Raw genomic sequence first — 18783 nt, 5'->3', positions numbered from 1 at the left:
AAAATCTTTTGTACGCTCAAAACCAATTTATTGATATTACTTACATTCAGAAGTTATCCATATTTTTTTAAGTATTATAATATCCTTAAGCGTAAAAAAAGCTGAACTTTATATAAGTTCAGCCTTTTTAAAGGCAATCTGTCTATATATCCAACATAAGTTGTTCAAATCTACAATCATAAACATCTTTTTTAATATTTTTCTTCTTTAATGGCTTTATAACATTCATTCTTGTTAAAAGTTTTTTTAATGATACCACATTATTTATAGATATATTTTCATTATTCACATTTAATGAATATCCTACACTAGTTTTGCTTATAACTAATTTAGGATTTTCTAGATTTAAAGATACTATACATGCTCCACTGTATTTTACAGAAAAAGTATCTTTATTTTTAGAAAAAATATCTATTAATTCATCTTTTATAGACTGGTTATTTTTAATTTTATCATTATTGTTTAAAACATTCATTTTTACTAAAAGAGGCTCTATTGACTTTAAATCATTTAAATATATAGGACCACCTTTTAAGTAAATACAGTATCCTTTATTTGATGCTTGTATTGTTACATCTTTTTCATTTATAAATACTGATTCTATTTTACCATTTGTATATTTAACTGTATATGATTTAGTTATTTTAGATAATATATTTGTGATTTTACTTGGTAAATACATAGTGTCCCTCTTTTATTTTATTTTTATCTAAAATATATCATTTATTTATAAATTTTACAAGTTTATCATATTTTCTATACATCATTTTGAGCAACAGATAAACGATACCGACATAAGTGAAGTGAATTTTTTGTCATTATACATTATAAGTTTAAGTATATATTTTAATAAGATTACTTAACATCTTATCATGATTTAATTTTCTCCCAATAACTTTCAAGCAAAGATAATTCATTATTTTCCTTATCTATTATAATATGATTTGCATGTACTTTATCTTGTTCATATTCAAGTTTTGTATTTACTATTATACTTTCCTGATCTTTTATTTGTTTTTCATATTTTATATTGAATTCACATATCCTATAGTCTTTAACTACTTCAAGTGGCATAGAATCTATAATCCATCTAACATAATTTACATTTCCAACATGTAAATTAAAATCAATATCTGTATATCTTATATCAAATTTCTTTTCTATATCTACTCTTTCTGTTTTTTCAAACTTTAATTTATCTATTTTTATATTTTTATCTTCTTCTGATATATTATACTTATTATAATAGTAATCTGGAATAGTGCAGGGTTTTGCTTTTAACATATCTATAAAAAATGCTAAACTTTCACTTTGTAATACAAGTTCATTTTCTTCATTATATATTTCAAATACTCTAACCGCAAAGTACTTTCTAAAGGTCTTTATATATGTTTCAACTCTTAATTCATCTTGATAATTCGTCGGCTTAAATACTTTAATCTTATAATTAAATACTACCCATGTATGATTACTTTCAAGTAAATTTGATAGGGATAAGCCTAAACTGGCATCATGCTTAAAAGCTATATCTGACATAAATTCCATATATGATGAAAATTTACATTCTCTTCTTGGATTTGTATCTCTATATCCTACTTCATATATTTTCTTAAATACTTTAGACATTATTTAACTCCTACTTATACCTTATTTATAATTTTCAATATATTTATTATATACCATATATTGAAAATTTAACTAACCCTAATAGCTAAAATTTAATTTTGTATTACTGCTTAATATTTTTAGTACATAGTCTATATTATAAAAGTAAACTTTTTAAATAAATAAGGAAATATCTATATAGATATTTCCTCCATTTCTTTATCCATCTTATTTATTTTAATTAAACAAATAATTCCTACTATGATAAATCCAACTCCACCTAAAATCCCAACTGGACTTGGTCCTATAAATGGATTAACTCTAGGTACTGCTATAAATATAGTTGAAAAACTTGCAAACCCATTTATCATACCATGTGAAAGCACTGCCGGTATACAACTTTTAGTCTTAAATGTCATATATGATAAAAAGGCAGATACAACTACACAAAATACTATCATTGCAAGTATTCCTCCCCAAGGTGCACCAAAATAACCTAATCCATAATTATGTCCCATAGCTATCATAGGTGCATGCCATATTCCCCATATAACTCCACTTTTAATAGTTGATTTTAAATATGAATATTTTTCATTAAGCATTGGAAGTAAAAATCCTCTCCATCCTAATTCTTCTCCTAGACAAGCTATAAAATTTAATATAGGTGCAAGTAAAACTCCTATTATTATTTGCATTATAAGCAATGATTTTAATTCTTCTACTGATGGTGCTCGCTGACCCATAGCTACCATTTGGTCTTGTGTTAATTTTATAAATGTTGACATACTTAAATCAAAATGAGATGGAAACACTAAATAATACACTCCTGCTCCTAATACAATAAGTATTGCAGGCAAAAACCATGCTATTAAATAAAATTTTTTATTATTTCTAAAATTTGGTTTTATCCATAAATCTTTAATATTTTCCTTAGTTATAAAGCTAGTTAAAATTGCTGATATTGCTGGAATTATCATACATACCATAAGTACTATCTTAGCCAATGGATTTTGATATCCACCATTGCTCATTAGCCAAAATGCCACACCCCATGTAAATATAAAGTTTATACTCAAAAAAATATTAACTTTTTTCATAATCAATCCCCCTTTTTTGTTTTATTTGTTATATATATAATATAACAGTATCTTTCATACGTCTATTAAATTAATCTGTTGTGCTAGTTAATTATTTTTCCAAATAAAGGAATTTAAATTGTGCAAAAAAGAATATCCTATGAAAGATTAGTATTTGTAATTTTTATCCAAATACTAATCTTTTTATTTTAGATATAGAATCTTCATTTCCCATTAATTTGTTTATTAGAAATGATATATTATGAGCTAAAACTTTTATTGAAGTTCTAGTTATAAATCCTAACATTGATTTACTTTTTACTTTATTCAAATTTAATTGTTCTGCCAACTGAGAAAAACTAGTTTCTATCCTTCTTCTAGCTTTAAATATCAATTGTCTTATATCTTTGGGATAATTATCTTTACTATTTCCGCGCTTTAAAAATAATAGATTTATATCCTTTTCAACTTTCAGTTCAGGCGTTAGCCTTTTATTTACATACCCTTTATCACCAATAATAGAAATAGATTTATATTTATCACATAAATCCCATACTGCATTTCTATCATCTACATTAGCTGGAGTTATAATATAATCAGATAAAAATCCATCTATTGTAGTAAGAGCATGAAATTTAAATCCAAAATAAGTTTGTTTTTTTGAAGGACATCTACCATAAGAGGCTTCGCCTTTAAAGCATTTACTAAAATGTGCTCTACCAAATTCACATACTGGAATAGGCATACTATCTACAATTCTTATATTGTTAGAATAAGATTGCATAAATAAAGAAATATGCTCTCTTATTTTAGATATTACCCAATATAAGTTTCTTTTAGTTCTGTTGAATCTCGTTCTATCTCCTATCTTTGGAAATAGATTTTTATATTCCCTTTTAAGCAAACTAAAGAATGCTTTTTCAGAATCAATAGTTAAAAGTTCACCAACTATGCTAATAGTGATTATCTCACTATCAGAAAGTTTGCTATCTTTTATATTACGTCTATTACTTACAGTTATAGGTATAATCTCATTATATATATCATCTATAATTACAAATATATTTGTAAATAAATCAGTTAAATTTTTTTGATCTTGGATATAATAATTATTAAACTCTAGCATATATAATCCTCCTTTAGAATAGTAGAGATAATCTTAGGATACTATATTTGTTGGAGTTTTATTATTGAAAAATTTAACTAGCACAACGAGTTAAATTATATTATTTTTTACTTTAAGTAATACCTTATTAATAACTTTATTATAAAGTTTCAATTTGTCATTTTATTAAAATACACTTATTATCTATTAAATTTAAATAATATCTATAATCTATAATTTTCCTTAAATCTTCCTATTATATTTTTTTTAATTTATCAAATAATAGATTATATAAGTAAATAGGAGGTACATAAAATGTCAAATGGAAATTTAAACTGTTCTGCAACTAATTGTGGACATAATAACTCGGGATTATGTTATGCTGGTGGTATAAATGTAGGTGGTCATAATGCTAATACAACTTCTAGTACTTACTGCTCTTCTTTCGTAGATCAAGATAGTACTTCTTTTACAAATTGTGCTAATTGCAGTTGTACTAAACCTGAACAAATAAAATGTGATGCTGTTAATTGCACTTACAATGAAGATAAGAATTGCGTTGCTGACAGCGTTCAAATAAATGCACACAATACAAGTTGTGAAACTTTTGTATCTAGATAATAAAAAAGCTGATCTATTTAAGGATCAGCTTTTTTATTATCATATATTTTATTTATATTATAAATTTATTTATAATATAAATTACTTTTGTCAATATTGTAAAAATCTATTTTCTATCTTTATTAGTAGTTAAAAATATTGTTGCTGCATTAGAGAATAGTTTAAAATCTTTTGAACCCTTAAATTTATCAACGTACTCTGAATTAATCTAAACTATATCTATTTCTCCTGCTTCAAATAAACTAACACCCGCTTGAACATCTTTTACAACTTTAGCGTTTATAATTAATAAATTAACCTCTTTCTGATCCCAATAGTTTGGATTTTTTTCCATAGTAAATTGATCTTCTGTTTTCCACTTTGTTAATACAAAAGGACCATTATATAAAGTAGTATCCTTTGAAGTTCCATAGCTTTCTCCAATCTTTGTTACAAACTCTTCATTTTGAGGATATCTGACGTTTATGAGACATTAGGTGAAGGTTTTTCTAATATAAATGTTTAGTGTAAATGCCCTATAGTCTAGATAATAAGAATCTATCCTACAGGGCATTTAATATTATCCTCTTTGACGAGGTGTTGGGTTATTCATAGAATTATTATTAGTTGGAAGGCCATATCTCATTTTTTCATACATAGGTTGAGTAGGAGCTATCCAAACTTTTCCTTCACCAATAAAGGTATTTAAGAATCCTTCACCATTTATAGCTGAACCAAATAAACTTTTATCTGATTTTGTAACGCTAAAGTTTACACCTTTACTTCTAGCTATAGCGAAGTTTCCATCTACCTTTAATTCTTCTCCTTTACTTATTTCACATTCTACTATTTCTGACTTTGGTACACTACATTCAAGTACAACTACCCCTGAACCAGTTAATTCTATTTGGAATAATCCTTCTCCTCCAAGTAATGTTGATGAAATATTTTTTTGCATAACTCCTTTAACAGTTATATCCTCTGAACAACAATAAAACATTCCTTTATCAACGATTATACTTTCATTATTTAATTCCATTATTATATAGTGTTTATATGATGGTTCTAAAAGAATCTCTCCACGTCCACTATAAATAGGTTTTATAGCACTTTCATTTGTTATACTTCCTGAAACGGCCTTTTTAAAAAGACCTCCTACACCACCAATATTACTTTTAGATTGTATATTTCCTTTATAATAATAAAGCGCTCCAGCTTCAGTTTTTACAGAACTATTATTTAACTTTATTCTTACTTGCTTCATTTTCAATCCAACCTGATTTGCAAAGAATACACCCATTGCTGTTTCTACATTTTGAGCTCCTTCTAAGTTATTATATGCTATTATCTCAAAGTCTACTCCATCATATGATATACTATCAATTATACTTATTTTATCATCTAATGTATTCATCATCAATCTCCTTATTTTATGTGTCTATAAATACTTAATTTTAATATTAAACAATAATATATAATATATTTATACTTGTCAATAAATTTTATTATATTAAATAAATCAAGCAAATAATTCACTCTCATCATTTACTATTTATAATTTGAAAATTGTATAAAAAACTACATTTAATATAAATACATATCTAAATTTAGTAAGTTCTTTATATAGTTTTTTATCTTTATAAAAAAAGCTGACTTCTATTATATATAGAAATCAACTCTTAACTATTTTGTATTATTATTTTAAATTGTTTATTATTTTTTCGTCCCATATTTTCTTAATAACATATATTAATATACTTAATGCAAATAATGTAAGTAGCCCAGTCATCATTAACTTAGCCCCACCAGTTAGCATATCTCCAACATATGAATACACTATTGTAGCTGGAAGCTGTCCTATTCCTGTTGCTATAAAAAATGATGCAAAGCTCATTGATGTTAATCCTGCCGCATAACTTACTAAGTCAAAAGACATAAATGGCAATAGTCTTGCTATTAATATTGTATGCTTTCCATACTTTACAAAAAACTTATCTACTTCATCTAATGCAAATTTGCTAGTTAAATTCTCAACTGTATTTCTTCCTAAAAATTTAGCTATATAAAAACATATTGCTGCTCCAGCCATGGCACTAGTCCATGAAAGTATTGCACCATACACCCATCCAAATAAAGCAGCATTAGCAAAAGTTATTACAAATGCTGGAAGAGGTGCAGCTACAGATTGAAGTATCATTAATAAGAAAGATACTACCGGTCCCCAAATACCAAAAGATAATATATATTCTTTTAATCCTTCCATATCAAGTTTAACTAAATAAGATGTCATATTATTTACAATATCATTTATAGTTGGAACAAATAAATATATTAAAACTAAAGCTAGTATAATACCAATTGTAATCCAAAATGATTTATTAAGTCCTTTATTTCTTTCTTGATTATTAATTTTAATTCGCCTCTTTTCTAAAGTATTTTAAAAAGGCATATAAAATCTTATATACCTTTTTTATATAATTATTTAACTAATTTAAAGTCATATTCTGTTACACCATCTACTGCATTGTAAACATTAGTATATCCATTATTTTCTAATATTCCCGCTGCTTTAGCACTTCTTCTTCCTATTGAGCAATATATTAATATATCTTTACCCTTGTATTCCTCTAATTCATTAAATCTTGACTCAAAGTCATCTATTGGTATATTTATTGAGTTTTCTATATGGCTTTTTTCATAGTCCTTAGCATCTCTTACATCTATTATAACAGCATTCTTATTTTTTGCTATCATATTTTCAAATTCACTTCCTGTAACATTTGTGTAAGTTACTGTAGAATAATCAAATTCATCCATACCATCTTCTGCATTGTATACTTTCTTAAATCCGTTATCTACTAGAATTTGAGCGCCTTTTCCACTTTTATTTCCAGTATTACATATTAATATAATCTTTTGATCCTTATAGCCATCTAATTCATTGATTTTTTCTTTAAAATCATCAAATGGTATATTTATTGCATCTACTAAATGACCCTTAGCATATTCATCTGAACTTCTTACATCTATAACTAATGTCTTTTTATTATCTGACGTTAGCTTTTCTGTTTTAGCAGAATCTACTTTATTATAAGTTGAATCACTATTATTTGATGAACATCCAACTATACTGCCTAATGTGGCAATTATCATTGTACTCATTAAGAAAGCTTTTGCTTTTTTGGTTAATTTCACACCTAACCCTCCATTTCTTTTATTTTTTTCGTTTTTTCAACATTTTATATTATATAAAATTTATTTTAAAAGTAAAGTTAAATAGAAATTCAATATAATTCACATATAACATATAGATATAATCTATATGTTATATGTGAATTATATCACTCAAAAGTTTTCTTTTTTACTTTCATTATATAACTTCCTATATATATTATTTTATCTGTTAAACGATATCCTTTTATTTCTACTATTATATATCTATAAAATATTATTTTTAAATTTATTATACTTTTATGTAGCTTCATTATATAAATATTACATATATTTTTATAAATATAAAATCTTATTATAAAAAATCCGATACACTTGAACAACTTGTAGGCGAATCATTTCAGTTATATCCGTTGCTAAAGATACCATTTTTTACTTTTCTAAGATTATTGAAATTACTTGTATTCATAAGTTATTCACAAAATTTTTCATATCATAATTTACTTATATGTAAAAAATGTGAATCAAATACAATTTGATTCACATCCTTATCTATTTATTAAAATTATTATTTTGTTGATTATTATTTTGCATATTTATATGTCTAGTAGGTAGTATAGTTGATACTGCATGCTTGTATATCATATTTTGTTGTCTTTTCTCATCTTCTAGCATTATTATATAGCTATCAAAACCTTTTACTTGTCCATTTACTTTAACCCCATTCATTAAATATATTGTAACAGGTATTCTTTCTTTTCTAGCATTATTTAAAAATAAATCCTGTAAATTTATAGCTGTATTATTTTTCATTTGCATATATCCTCCCGATAATTTAATTTAAGTAGTAAAATTTACCATTCCTTTTATTATATTTTATATAATTTATAGCATTTTTTCAATATGCATAATTATATCATTTTTAAGTACTTGACTATCACTATATTCATCTAAGTTAAACCACTTAGCATCGTCATATCTTCTAAACCAAGTTAACTGACGCTTTGCATACCTTCTTGAGTCTCTTTTTATTATGTCTATAGCCTCATCTAATGTATACTCACCGTCTAAATATTTTATTATTTCTTTATATCCTATTCCCTGCATAGATATCATATCTTTTGTATATCCCATTTTAAGTAAGTTTTTAACTTCATCTATTAAACCATTGTCCATCATTATGTCTACACGCTTATTTATTCTTTCATATAGATGATTTCTTTCTCTATTTAAAACTATTATTATAGGATTATATTTTTCATTAAACTTTAAGTCCTTAGAAAAATCATTCATTTTTTCTCCACTTAAACAAACTTCAAGAGCCCTTATAACTCTTTTAGTATTATTTTTATGGATTCTATCAGCAGCTTCAGGATCTAATTCTTTTAATTTATTATGCATATAGTCTATACCATTTTCTTCAAGTTCTATTCTTAATTTTTCTCGAAGCTCATTATTTGCATCAGATTTTGCAAAATCCATATCATAAATTAATGAATTTAAATAAAGTCCAGTTCCTCCTGTCACTAGAACTTTTTTATTATCCTTATTTATTTTTTGTATATAATCATCTGCCCTTTTTTGAAACTCAGAAACTGAAAATACATAATCTGGAGTTACTTCATCTACTAAATAGTGTTTTACTCCTTGCGTTTCTTCTTCTGTTACCTTAGCACTACCTATATCCATATATTTATATATTTGCATAGAATCTGCAGATATAATTTCAGCATTTAGTTCTTTTGCAAGGTCTATTGATAAGTTAGTTTTTCCAACTGCTGTTGGTCCTGTAAGTATTATAATTGGAATCTTTTTCATATTAATCCTCTCTAAACTACATAATTCGTTTGAACATTTTTTCTATTTCAGTTTTCGTTATTTCTACTATTGTTGGTCTACCATGAGGACATGTAAAAGGATTTTCACAAGTTTCAAGTTCATTAAGTAAACTTTTTATTTCCATACTTTGAATTCTGTCATTTGCTTTTATAGCAGCTCTACACGCCATAGATGCAAATTTTTCTCCTTTTAGCTCATAGTTATTTTTTATTTCTTCTATATTATCTATTATTTGTAGTATAAATTTTTCAGATTCAGGAACACCGAATATAGTTGGTACACATCTTATCATTATGTGATTGTTACCAAATAATTCAATTTCAAAACCAAATTTCATGAATATATCTAAATTATTTTCAACATGTAACATATCTATATTAGATAATTCAAGTACTATAGGATCTAGTAACATTTGCATATTTATACTAGATTTATAGAACTTATCCATATATCTTTCATAAAGTATCTTCTCATGTGCTGCATGTTGATCAAGTAGATACATTGAATTTCCTTTAGATAATATTATATAGGTATCAAATATTGTTCCTATAACATTATATCCTGCTAATGAAAACTTATTAGATGGAGAATCTTTAAAAAATTGTTCTTGAATATTGTCCTCTATTTTTCCTATTTCTTTTGTAAATTTACTGCTATATTCATCTTTATTTATATATTCACTACTATACTTATAATTTAAATTATTTTCTTCATACTCATTATCCTGATTATATAAGCTTTCTTGATATTCTTTTTCTTTATCTAAATTTTCTATATCTTCAATAGAAAAAGAATTTTCTAAGCTAATATTACCTTCTATTATATATTCAGAACTAGAATCTTCTTTTATTATTTTTATATTATCTAATTCATTTATATTAGCTGTTGATTTTTTCTCATATATATTTTTTTTATCTTTTTCTGTGTTATTTTCACTTTTTATAATATCATTAAATGACATAAATGAATCTATTGGCTTTTCGTAATTTTTCTCAATTACTTTTATATCATAAGACGCTTTATTTTCATAGATGTCTTTACCTTGACTGTTATTTTCTTTTACTAAGATATTTTTAGTAGTATCTTTTTTATCATATGTCTCATACTTTCCTATTAATGATACTGAGAGTAAAGTTTTTCTTAGTATATCTCTAAGTTCAATATACATTTCCTTTTCATTTTCAAATTTAACTTCAAGCTTTGTTGGATGTATATTTACATCTATATTAGCTGGATTTATAGTCAACTGTATAAAACATATTGAATGTTTATTAATAGGTATAATACCTTTATACGCTTCACTTATAGCATCTAAAACTATCTTACTTTTTACAAATCTTTTATTTATATATACGTGTTGTAAATTTTTATTAGATCTATAGATATTGTTATTTCCTATATACCCACTTATCTTAAAATATTTACACTCATAATTTACCTCTATTAAATTCTCACAAATTTCTTTCCCATATATACTTCTTATAACACTTAATAATTTATTATCTCCTGGTGTTGTAAGCATAGATTTATTATTATTTACATATTTAAATTGAACATGTGGATTTCCTATTGCAAGTTTATTTATTAAATCACTTATATTTATAGTTTCAGCATGAGTTGATTTTAAAAACTTTTGACGAGCTGGTGTATTAAAAAATATATCTTTTATTATAATAGTTGTACCATTATGTGCACCTACGGGTTCTTTAGATATTATATGCCCACCTTCAACTATAACTTTAGTTCCTATAGGCTCATCTTTTGTTTTTGTTATCATTTCAAGTTTTGATACAGCACTAATAGATGCTAAAGCTTCACCTCTAAATCCAAGAGAATATAAATCATACAGGTCATCAATATTTTTAATCTTGCTTGTAGCATGTCTTAAAAATGATTTGTCAACTTCACTAGATGCTATACCACACCCATTATCAGTTATTCTAATAAGTTTTTTTCCACCATCTTGTATATCTATAACTACTTTAGTACTTCCTGCATCTACAGAATTTTCTATTAATTCTTTAACTACAGAAGAAGGTCTTTCAACGACCTCTCCTGCAGCTATTTTATTTATAGTTAAATCATCTAGTATATTAATTCTATTCATATTGTCCTCCCCCTTTTCTAACGTATTAGCTTAATATATTTCGCTAATTTAAAATTAATTTTAGGGTTCTTCAACTCTTAATTGTTTTTAGCTTTCTTTTGTAATGAATATAATGCATTTATTGCATCTAGTGGAGTCATATTAAGCAAGTCTAAGTTTAATATTTCATCCTTTAAATTGTTATCACCTATAGTATCGAAACTCATTTGAGTTACTGCTATTTGTGAATTTGCTTCATTATCTTTAATTTTTTTAGATAAATCTTTATTTTCTATATTTAATTTATCATTTTTAGATTTAATATCTTCATAGCTTTTAACTAAAGATTCATGTTCTAATTTTAAACTTTCAAATTCTTCTTTAAAGCTATTTTCTTTTAAAGTTAATATTTCCTTTTCTAACTCTTTTATATTCTCAATATATAGTTTTGTATCATTATTTGATGGTATTTCTATAGCGTTAATATTTTCAAAAATCTTATCACTATCTTTATTTATAGCTACACTATTATATATATGATTTTTTTCTAAATCACTTAGTATTTCTCTTGATCTATTTATAACTTCATCTGGAAGCTTTGCAAGTTTTGCAACATATATACCATAACTCTTATCCGCTCCAGTTGGTATTATTTTTCTTAAGAAGATTATATTATCATCATCTTCTTTAACTGCTATAGAGTAGTTTTTCACTTCACTAAATTCATTTTCAAGGTCAGTTAATTCATGATAATGTGTTGCAAATAAAGTTTTACATTTTATTTTACTTTGAATATATTCAACTATAGACCAAGCTAAACTTATTCCATCATAAGTGCTTGTCCCTCTTCCGATTTCATCAAGTATTACCAAACTTTTATCTGTAGCATTTTTAAGTATATGAGATACTTCACTCATCTCAACCATGAATGTTGATTGTCCTTGAGATAAATCATCACTTGCTCCAACTCTTGTAAATATTCTATCAAGTATTGGTATATTTGCATATTCTGCTGGTACAAATGAACCAATGTGTGCCATTAAAGCAATTACTGCAGTTTGTCTCATATATGTTGACTTCCCTGCCATGTTAGGTCCTGTTATTATATTTATTATATTTTCACCTGTATTTAGGTAAGTGTCATTTGGAACGAAGTTTTCTTCGCCCACTATATTTTCAACTACTGGATGGCGACCATTTTTTATATCTAATTTATCATCTTCATTTATATTAGGTCTTACATAATTATTTATATAAGCTACAGTAGCTAATGATACAAATACATCTATATTTGCTATAGTTTTAGATACTTTTTGTATTCTATCTATATTTTTGTAAATTTCATTTCTTATATTTACAAATATTTCATACTCTAAAGATTTTATTTTTTCTTCAGCATTTAGTATTTTATCTTCTATTTCCTTAAGCTTTGGAGTTATAAATCTTTCTGCATTGCTTAGTGTTTGTTTTCTTATATATGATTCATCAATCTTAGCAGTATTTAAATTGACCTTAGTTATTTCAATAAAGTATCCAAATACTTTATTAAATCCTATTTTAAGAGATTTAACACCAGTTTTTTCTCTCTCTTCATTTTCGATTTCTTTTATCATATATGCTCCGTTTTTAGAGATGTCACGAAGCTCTTTTAATCCTTCATTAAAGTCTGATTTTATTATATTACCATCTTTTAAAGTTATTGACGGTTCTTCAAGTATAGACTCATTAATAAGATTATACAAATCATTTAAATCATCTAAGTATTTTATATAATCTTTAAGCATAGATGCACTTGATGAATTTATAGTATCCTTTAATATTGGTAATTTTTCTATAGAATTTTTAAGATGGATCATTTCTTTTGGTGTTACTTTTTCAAAGGCAATTTTTCCACATATTCTTTCTATATCGTATACATTTTTTAAGATTTCATTTAAGTCTTCACGAAGCATAAAATCATCTTTAATTTCTTGTATAACATTTAATCTTTCATCTATTTTAGCTTTATTAACTAATGGCTCTTCTACATATTTTCTAAGAAGTCTTCCCCCCATAGCAGTAGATGTTTTATCTAATACATGTAAAAGTGATCCTTTTTTCTTATTTCCTCTTATAGTCCCTGTAAGTTCAAGGTTAACTCTTGTAAACATATCAAGTACCATATATTCACTAGAGTTGTATATATTTATGTTATTTATATTTGATGTAACTTGCTTTTGAGTATTAAATATATAGTTTAATAGTATAGATAAACTATATTTTATTAAATCTTTATCATCAAATTTTATATTACTTAAATATTCATCACTAAAGTACTCATTAAGAATACTTTCATCTAAATATTTTTCATCAAAGCTTTCATTTATATATATATTACTTATTGTAGCTATATTTTGTAATTTAGGAATAAAGTTTAAGTCATTTATTATTATTTCCGTTGGATGAACTTTAGCAATTTCTTCTACTATTTTATCAGTAGATAAATATGTTGCATTTACTTCTCCCGTACTTATATCAACATAAGTTAATCCACATAAATCTTCTTTTATATATAGCGATAAAAGATAGTTATTTTTCTTATTTTCAAGTAAGCTTCCTTCAAGTACAGTACCTGGAGTTACAACTCTTATAACATCTCTTCTTACTATTCCTTTAGTTGTTTGTGGATCATCTAACTGTTCACCTATTGCAACTTTGTATCCTGCTTCTACTAATTTTGATATATATGAATTGGCACTATGAAATGGTATCCCACACATAGGAGCTCTTTCTTCTAGGCCACATGATTTTCCTGTTAATGCTATTTCAAGTGTTTTTGAAGCTATTATAGCGTCTTCAAAAAACATTTCATAAAAGTCTCCAAGTCTAAAGAATAATATACAGTCAGGGTATCTATCTTTAACTTCAAAGTATTGTTTCATCATTGGAGTAAGTTTATTTCTATCTATGTTCATACTCACCCTCCTTAAGTCTTAGTGATTGTATTTTCTAGTTAATTATTATACCATAACTCCTAAGTATTATTAAGTTTGGATAAAAAAATAATCTAAGTATTTTTAATACCCAGATTACTTATACTTTAATAGTTAAGTTTTAATTTTACTTTTCTTTTAATATTTTTTCATAAACATAAAATGGCTTTTCTTTTCCTGTAAAGAAAACTTTACCAATAAATTTATATCCTCGCTTTTTGAAAAAAGAGTTCATTTTTATATTTAATGAATAAGTATCAGCTTTAAGATATCTTACTCCATTTTTTAATGCTAATTCTTCACAAAAATCCATTAACTTACTAGCTATACCACTATTTCTAAATTTATTATCGATAGCCATTCTATGAGTTACCATACATTTTTCATATAATGACCAATTTAAATTTTTGTATTCTTCTGCTTCATTATTATCAATACATACAAAGCCTTTTATATAATTATCCTCTTCATATACATACAAGCTATCATTTTTTATATCATTTATAAAGGTTTTATTATTAGGATAATTATTATCCCATTGAGTATTTCCGTATGATTTCATTTCTTCTACAGTTTCATTTATTATAGACATTATAGTATCTATATCACTAAACTTGGCTTTTCTAATCATTTTAATACCTCCTAAGTTATCTATATATTTTTATTTTTTAAGTTTAAAAGTAATAATATTATATAAACAAAACTTATTTATTCAAAATAATTATTATCTTAAAAATATTTTATAATATATTTTATTTTACTACCTTAACATATAAAAATACCTTATATAGAACTCTACTGTATAAATCTATATAAGGTATTTTATAAAATTTCAAATAAATTTATCCATTTATATCTTTTGACTTATATGTTTTGTAACAATGTGCAAAATCTCTTGTGTTAAATATATATTTCCCACCTATTTGAGTATAATACGCTCCTGTAGAATCATATATATCCTTTATTTTCTGTGTTAAATTTTTGTGATAATATCTAAGTTCTTTAAATTCTTTTTTAAGTCTTTCACTTGTAAGCCATAATCTATTAGAACTTATATCCGTTAATTTTATATTTTCAAAATTTAAATTATTTTTATTTGCATATATATATATTTCAGCTAAGATTTCCTGTAAATTTTCATTTGTAAGGTCATGTTTTAGCTTTTTATATATAATACTTCCCATACCATCAATACCTTTTTCATTAAGCTTTTCTTGATTAATAAGCGCATTTAGTGGTTGTCTTTTTATGTATACATAATAAGTATCTTCTAATATATAACTTCCTCTTAAATACTTAGCCGGTCTATATATAACAAGTATAGGACTATATATTCCACCCTTTTCATCTTCATTGAAATCTTCTATATCCTCTAGGTATTTTAGTTTTCCTTCTATGTTTAAACTTCCATATCTAGATTTTTGTCTTAATGAATACATATTTTCATCTTTTATACAATTTATTATCTCATTTATATATTCTTTACTAACTATAAAGTCTTCATTATAAGATCTATTTACATATTCATTTTTAATTTCTTCTTTTGCTAAATTTATCTCATCTATATTTACACCTAAGTGTATGTTTAAGTTTTTAAACTTTTTTTCTAAAGAATGTATATCTACATCTATATAATTTATAAATTTATCTAAATTTTCTTCAGATTTTATATTAAGTAATAAATCTCCAATATTCTTTTGAGTTATTGAGCTATCTTTTTCAAATAAATATTTAGTTATATATTCTTTAAGCTTCTCTACATTCTTATAAATTCTTATATATTCTTTTAATAAAATATTATCTTCATCGATATTATTTATCATATTACTTGGTATATTTATATATATGTCATCTTCCTTTGTATATAATCTCATTTATGTCTCTCCTTACTATATAACTAATTTATATTATACATATGAGGTAAGAAATAATCTATAATAATCGTATTATTTGTATTATTTTGATTTATAATTGTATATAATATAATACTGTACTTTAATAATTAAAGGAGTAGTTATATGATAGAAGATTTAAAGCATAAATTTAAAAATTATAAACCTTATATAAATGGATATAAAAATATGAAAAGAGCTTCAGTTTTAATACCTATAGTAAAGAAAAATGATACACATTATATATTGTTTCAGGTAAGGTCTAAAAATTTAAAAAACCAACCTAATGAAATATCTTTTCCTGGAGGAAAAATAGAAATTAATGAAAGTCCTCTTGATGCAGTTATAAGAGAAACTTGTGAAGAGCTTGGAACAAATGTAAAAAACGTAAATATTATCTCTGAACTAGATTTACTTATAACACCTGGTAATATGATAATTCATCCTTTTGTTGGATATATAAATAATATAGATAGCCTTAATATAAATAAAGATGAAGTAGATCATATTTTTTTAGTTCCAGTATCTTACTTATTAGAACATAACCCTTGCCTTTATAATAATAAAGTCAAAATTATTCCAAATGATAATTTTCCTTATGATATTATCCCTAATAAAAAGGATTATAAATTTGCTACTAGTAATTATAGAGTTTTATTTTATAAATATGAAAATTATGTGATATGGGGTATAACCGCTAAAATACTAGAAAATTTCCTAGAGTTTTTAGAAATATAAAAAATTTGCTTCGCTCGAGCGAGGTGTCGGCGAAGTACTTTATTTCGCCAACGATATGTCATACACAAGTTATCAGCAGTTTTTGATATGTTATAAAATTCTAATAATTAAAAAAATGTGCCTTAAATATCTAAGGCACGTTTTTTAATTACTTAACTAATTCTCCTTGTAATGAGAATGTTTTTGGTGATGTTATTTTTACATTAACTAATTTCCCAACTATATCTTCACTTCCACCAGTAAAGTTTACTAGTTTATTTTGTCTAGTTCTACCTGTTAATACATTATCATCAGTTTTACTCTTTCCTTCAACTAAAACTTCTACAACTTTATCTTGGTAGCTTTCATTTATTTTAGCTATTTCTTCATTTACTGCAGCTAATACTCTATTAAATCTTTCATGTTTTACATCTTCTGGTATTTGATTTTCCATCTTTGCAGCTGGAGTTCCTTCTCTCTTTGAGTATATAAACGTAAATGCTGCATCATATTTTACTTTTCTAACTACATCTATAGTATCTAGTAGATCTTCCTCAGTTTCACCAGGGAATCCTATCATAAGGTCAGTTGAAAATGCTATATCAGGAATTTCTTTCTTAGCTTTTTCTACTATCTCTAGATAGTATTCTTTACTATAGTGTCTATTCATCTTCTTAAGTAAGCTTGTACTTCCACATTGTACTGGTAAGTGTATAAATTCACATACTTTATCACAATCTCTTATAGCATATATAACTTCATCAGATATATCTTTAGGATGAGATGTCATAAATCTTATTCTCTCTAAACCTTCTATTTCATTTACTATTCTTAGAAGCTCAGCAAATGTTACAGGATTATCTAAAGTCTTTCCATATGAATCTACATTTTGACCAAGTAATGTTACTTCCTTAGTTCCATTCGCAACTAATTCTTTTATTTCATTAACTATATCTTCAACACTTCTACTTCTTTCTCTACCTCTAGTGTAAGGTACTATACAATAAGTACAGAAGTTATTACATCCATACATTATATTTACAAAGGCTTTAAGTTCAAATTTTCTACTACTTCTAAGACCTTCTACTACTTCTCCATCAACATCCCAAACATCTACTAACATACCCTCTGATTCCATTGATGATGCTAATAATTCTGGGAATTTATAAAGGTTGTGTGTTCCAAATACTAAATCAACATGATTATATTTAGACTTTAGTTCTTTAACAACATGAGGTTGCTGCATCATACATCCACAAACAGCTATTTTTAAATCTGGATTTTTACGTTTATTAAACTTTAATTGACCTAAGTTTCCATAAACCTTAAGTTCTGCATTTTCTCTTACTGCACAAGTATTATATATTATAAGATCACATTCGGCAGCAAGCATAGTTCTTTGATAACCCATATCATCAAGCATTGCACATAACTTTTCTGAGTCATGTTCATTCATTTGGCATCCAAAAGTTTGTATCATATACTTTGGCTTTGTTTGATGTATTGCATAAAATCTTGAATTTTTTTCAGCTATTGCTTCTATAAATCTATCTTGTTCTTGTATTTTTTCTATAGGAACTTGTACTTGTTTTCTTTTACTCATAATCGTAACCTCCTTACTACTAAGTAAGTCATATTATATCAAATTATACCATTATTTTAAAGACATCATTTTATATTTGAGTATCTAACTTTTTGATTTGGATATACTAATTTATAT

General features: G+C 25.2%; 17 protein-coding genes. 2 read left to right on the top strand and 15 right to left on the bottom strand.

Annotated features, from left to right (window positions below; genetic code table 11):
* Positions 1–142: 142 nt before the first annotated feature.
* From CRIB_RS04755 to CRIB_RS04740, 4 genes are all read right to left on the bottom strand, one after another.
* Positions 143–682 carry a hypothetical protein gene (locus CRIB_RS04755; protein ID WP_180703388.1) on the bottom strand — a complete coding sequence of 180 codons (540 nt, stop codon included), beginning with the start codon at positions 680–682 and terminating at the stop codon, positions 143–145.
* Positions 683–870: 188 nt separating this feature from the next.
* A complete protein-coding gene (locus CRIB_RS04750) occupies positions 871–1626 on the bottom strand; it encodes an acyl-[acyl-carrier-protein] thioesterase (protein WP_180703387.1) in 756 nt (251 codons plus the stop codon).
* A gap of 173 nt (positions 1627–1799) precedes the next feature.
* Positions 1800–2702: a CPBP family intramembrane glutamic endopeptidase gene (locus CRIB_RS04745; protein WP_180703386.1), complete on the bottom strand. Its 903-nt coding sequence runs from the start codon at positions 2700–2702 to the stop codon at positions 1800–1802.
* A 163-nt stretch (positions 2703–2865) separates the two neighbouring features.
* Positions 2866–3807 carry an IS982 family transposase gene (locus CRIB_RS04740; protein WP_180701595.1) on the bottom strand — a complete coding sequence of 314 codons (942 nt, stop codon included), beginning with the start codon at positions 3805–3807 and terminating at the stop codon, positions 2866–2868.
* Positions 3808–4101: 294 nt separating this feature from the next.
* Here CRIB_RS04740 and CRIB_RS04735 point away from each other — a divergent pair, with 294 nt between their 5' ends.
* Positions 4102–4407 (top strand): DUF1540 domain-containing protein, encoded by a 306-nt coding sequence (locus tag CRIB_RS04735; protein WP_180703385.1) that lies wholly within the window; start codon positions 4102–4104, stop codon positions 4405–4407.
* A gap of 208 nt (positions 4408–4615) precedes the next feature.
* Here CRIB_RS04735 and CRIB_RS04730 read toward each other — a convergent pair whose 3' ends face one another.
* The 10 genes from CRIB_RS04730 to CRIB_RS04685 all read right to left on the bottom strand — a co-directional run bounded on the left by CRIB_RS04730 (position 4616) and on the right by CRIB_RS04685 (position 16328).
* On the bottom strand, positions 4616–4831 hold the full coding sequence (locus tag CRIB_RS04730) for an ABC transporter substrate-binding protein (protein ID WP_243633594.1): 216 nt from the start codon (positions 4829–4831) through the stop codon (positions 4616–4618).
* 135 nt (positions 4832–4966) lie between these two features.
* Entirely contained in the window at positions 4967–5800 is an 834-nt protein-coding gene (locus CRIB_RS04725; RefSeq protein WP_180703384.1) for an AIM24 family protein, read from the bottom strand.
* Between the two features lie 282 nt (positions 5801–6082).
* On the bottom strand, positions 6083–6676 hold the full coding sequence (locus CRIB_RS04720; RefSeq protein ID WP_180703383.1) for a TVP38/TMEM64 family protein: 594 nt from the start codon (positions 6674–6676) through the stop codon (positions 6083–6085).
* Positions 6677–6864: 188 nt separating this feature from the next.
* Positions 6865–7581, bottom strand: coding sequence for a rhodanese-like domain-containing protein (locus tag CRIB_RS04715; RefSeq protein WP_180703382.1), 717 nt, complete (start codon positions 7579–7581; stop codon positions 6865–6867).
* Positions 7582–8109: 528 nt separating this feature from the next.
* The gene (gene hfq / locus CRIB_RS04710; RefSeq protein WP_180703381.1) at positions 8110–8370 is read right to left on the bottom strand and encodes an RNA chaperone Hfq; all 261 of its coding nucleotides are present in this window, start codon (positions 8368–8370) and stop codon (positions 8110–8112) included.
* A 72-nt stretch (positions 8371–8442) separates the two neighbouring features.
* Positions 8443–9375 carry a tRNA (adenosine(37)-N6)-dimethylallyltransferase MiaA gene (gene miaA / locus CRIB_RS04705; RefSeq protein ID WP_180703380.1) on the bottom strand — a complete coding sequence of 311 codons (933 nt, stop codon included), beginning with the start codon at positions 9373–9375 and terminating at the stop codon, positions 8443–8445.
* Between the two features lie 16 nt (positions 9376–9391).
* Positions 9392–11503, bottom strand: a complete 2112-nt coding sequence (gene mutL, locus CRIB_RS04700) for a DNA mismatch repair endonuclease MutL (RefSeq protein WP_180703379.1) — start codon at positions 11501–11503, stop codon at positions 9392–9394.
* Positions 11504–11580: 77 nt separating this feature from the next.
* Positions 11581–14436 carry a DNA mismatch repair protein MutS gene (gene mutS / locus CRIB_RS04695; RefSeq protein WP_180703378.1) on the bottom strand — a complete coding sequence of 952 codons (2856 nt, stop codon included), beginning with the start codon at positions 14434–14436 and terminating at the stop codon, positions 11581–11583.
* Between the two features lie 145 nt (positions 14437–14581).
* A complete protein-coding gene (locus tag CRIB_RS04690) occupies positions 14582–15085 on the bottom strand; it encodes a GNAT family N-acetyltransferase (protein WP_180703377.1) in 504 nt (167 codons plus the stop codon).
* 211 nt (positions 15086–15296) lie between these two features.
* The gene (locus CRIB_RS04685) at positions 15297–16328 is read right to left on the bottom strand and encodes a hypothetical protein (RefSeq protein WP_180703376.1); all 1032 of its coding nucleotides are present in this window, start codon (positions 16326–16328) and stop codon (positions 15297–15299) included.
* A 144-nt stretch (positions 16329–16472) separates the two neighbouring features.
* Between CRIB_RS04685 and CRIB_RS04680 the strand changes: the two genes are divergently transcribed.
* On the top strand, positions 16473–17084 hold the full coding sequence (locus CRIB_RS04680; RefSeq protein WP_180703375.1) for an NUDIX hydrolase: 612 nt from the start codon (positions 16473–16475) through the stop codon (positions 17082–17084).
* Between the two features lie 148 nt (positions 17085–17232).
* On the opposite strand, the gene miaB is transcribed toward CRIB_RS04680, so the two are convergent.
* Positions 17233–18666, bottom strand: coding sequence for a tRNA (N6-isopentenyl adenosine(37)-C2)-methylthiotransferase MiaB (gene miaB, locus CRIB_RS04675; RefSeq protein WP_180703374.1), 1434 nt, complete (start codon positions 18664–18666; stop codon positions 17233–17235).
* Positions 18667–18783: the final 117 nt, after the last annotated feature.

It is taken from the genome of Romboutsia ilealis (genome assembly GCF_900015215.1).
GTDB classification, from domain to species: Bacteria; Bacillota; Clostridia; order Peptostreptococcales; family Peptostreptococcaceae; genus Romboutsia; species Romboutsia ilealis.
This window is presented reverse-complemented; position numbering and strand designations above follow the sequence as displayed.

Excerpts from the sequence above, each read along its gene's own strand:
- CRIB_RS04755 (WP_180703388.1), bottom strand. The coding sequence starts at position 682 with ATGTATTTACCAAGTAAAATCACAAATATATTATCTAAAATAACTAAA.
- CRIB_RS04750 (WP_180703387.1), bottom strand. The coding sequence starts at position 1,626 with ATGTCTAAAGTATTTAAGAAAATATATGAAGTAGGATATAGAGATACA.
- CRIB_RS04745 (WP_180703386.1), bottom strand. The coding sequence starts at position 2,702 with ATGAAAAAAGTTAATATTTTTTTGAGTATAAACTTTATATTTACATGG.
- CRIB_RS04740 (WP_180701595.1), bottom strand. The coding sequence starts at position 3,807 with ATGCTAGAGTTTAATAATTATTATATCCAAGATCAAAAAAATTTAACT.
- CRIB_RS04735 (WP_180703385.1), top strand. The coding sequence starts at position 4,102 with ATGTCAAATGGAAATTTAAACTGTTCTGCAACTAATTGTGGACATAAT.
- CRIB_RS04725 (WP_180703384.1), bottom strand. The coding sequence starts at position 5,800 with ATGAATACATTAGATGATAAAATAAGTATAATTGATAGTATATCATAT.
- CRIB_RS04720 (WP_180703383.1), bottom strand. The coding sequence starts at position 6,676 with ATGACATCTTATTTAGTTAAACTTGATATGGAAGGATTAAAAGAATAT.
- hfq (WP_180703381.1), bottom strand. The coding sequence starts at position 8,370 with ATGAAAAATAATACAGCTATAAATTTACAGGATTTATTTTTAAATAAT.
- miaA (WP_180703380.1), bottom strand. The coding sequence starts at position 9,375 with ATGAAAAAGATTCCAATTATAATACTTACAGGACCAACAGCAGTTGGA.
- mutL (WP_180703379.1), bottom strand. The coding sequence starts at position 11,503 with ATGAATAGAATTAATATACTAGATGATTTAACTATAAATAAAATAGCT.
- mutS (WP_180703378.1), bottom strand. The coding sequence starts at position 14,436 with ATGAACATAGATAGAAATAAACTTACTCCAATGATGAAACAATACTTT.
- CRIB_RS04690 (WP_180703377.1), bottom strand. The coding sequence starts at position 15,085 with ATGATTAGAAAAGCCAAGTTTAGTGATATAGATACTATAATGTCTATA.
- CRIB_RS04685 (WP_180703376.1), bottom strand. The coding sequence starts at position 16,328 with ATGAGATTATATACAAAGGAAGATGACATATATATAAATATACCAAGT.
- CRIB_RS04680 (WP_180703375.1), top strand. The coding sequence starts at position 16,473 with ATGATAGAAGATTTAAAGCATAAATTTAAAAATTATAAACCTTATATA.
- miaB (WP_180703374.1), bottom strand. The coding sequence starts at position 18,666 with ATGAGTAAAAGAAAACAAGTACAAGTTCCTATAGAAAAAATACAAGAA.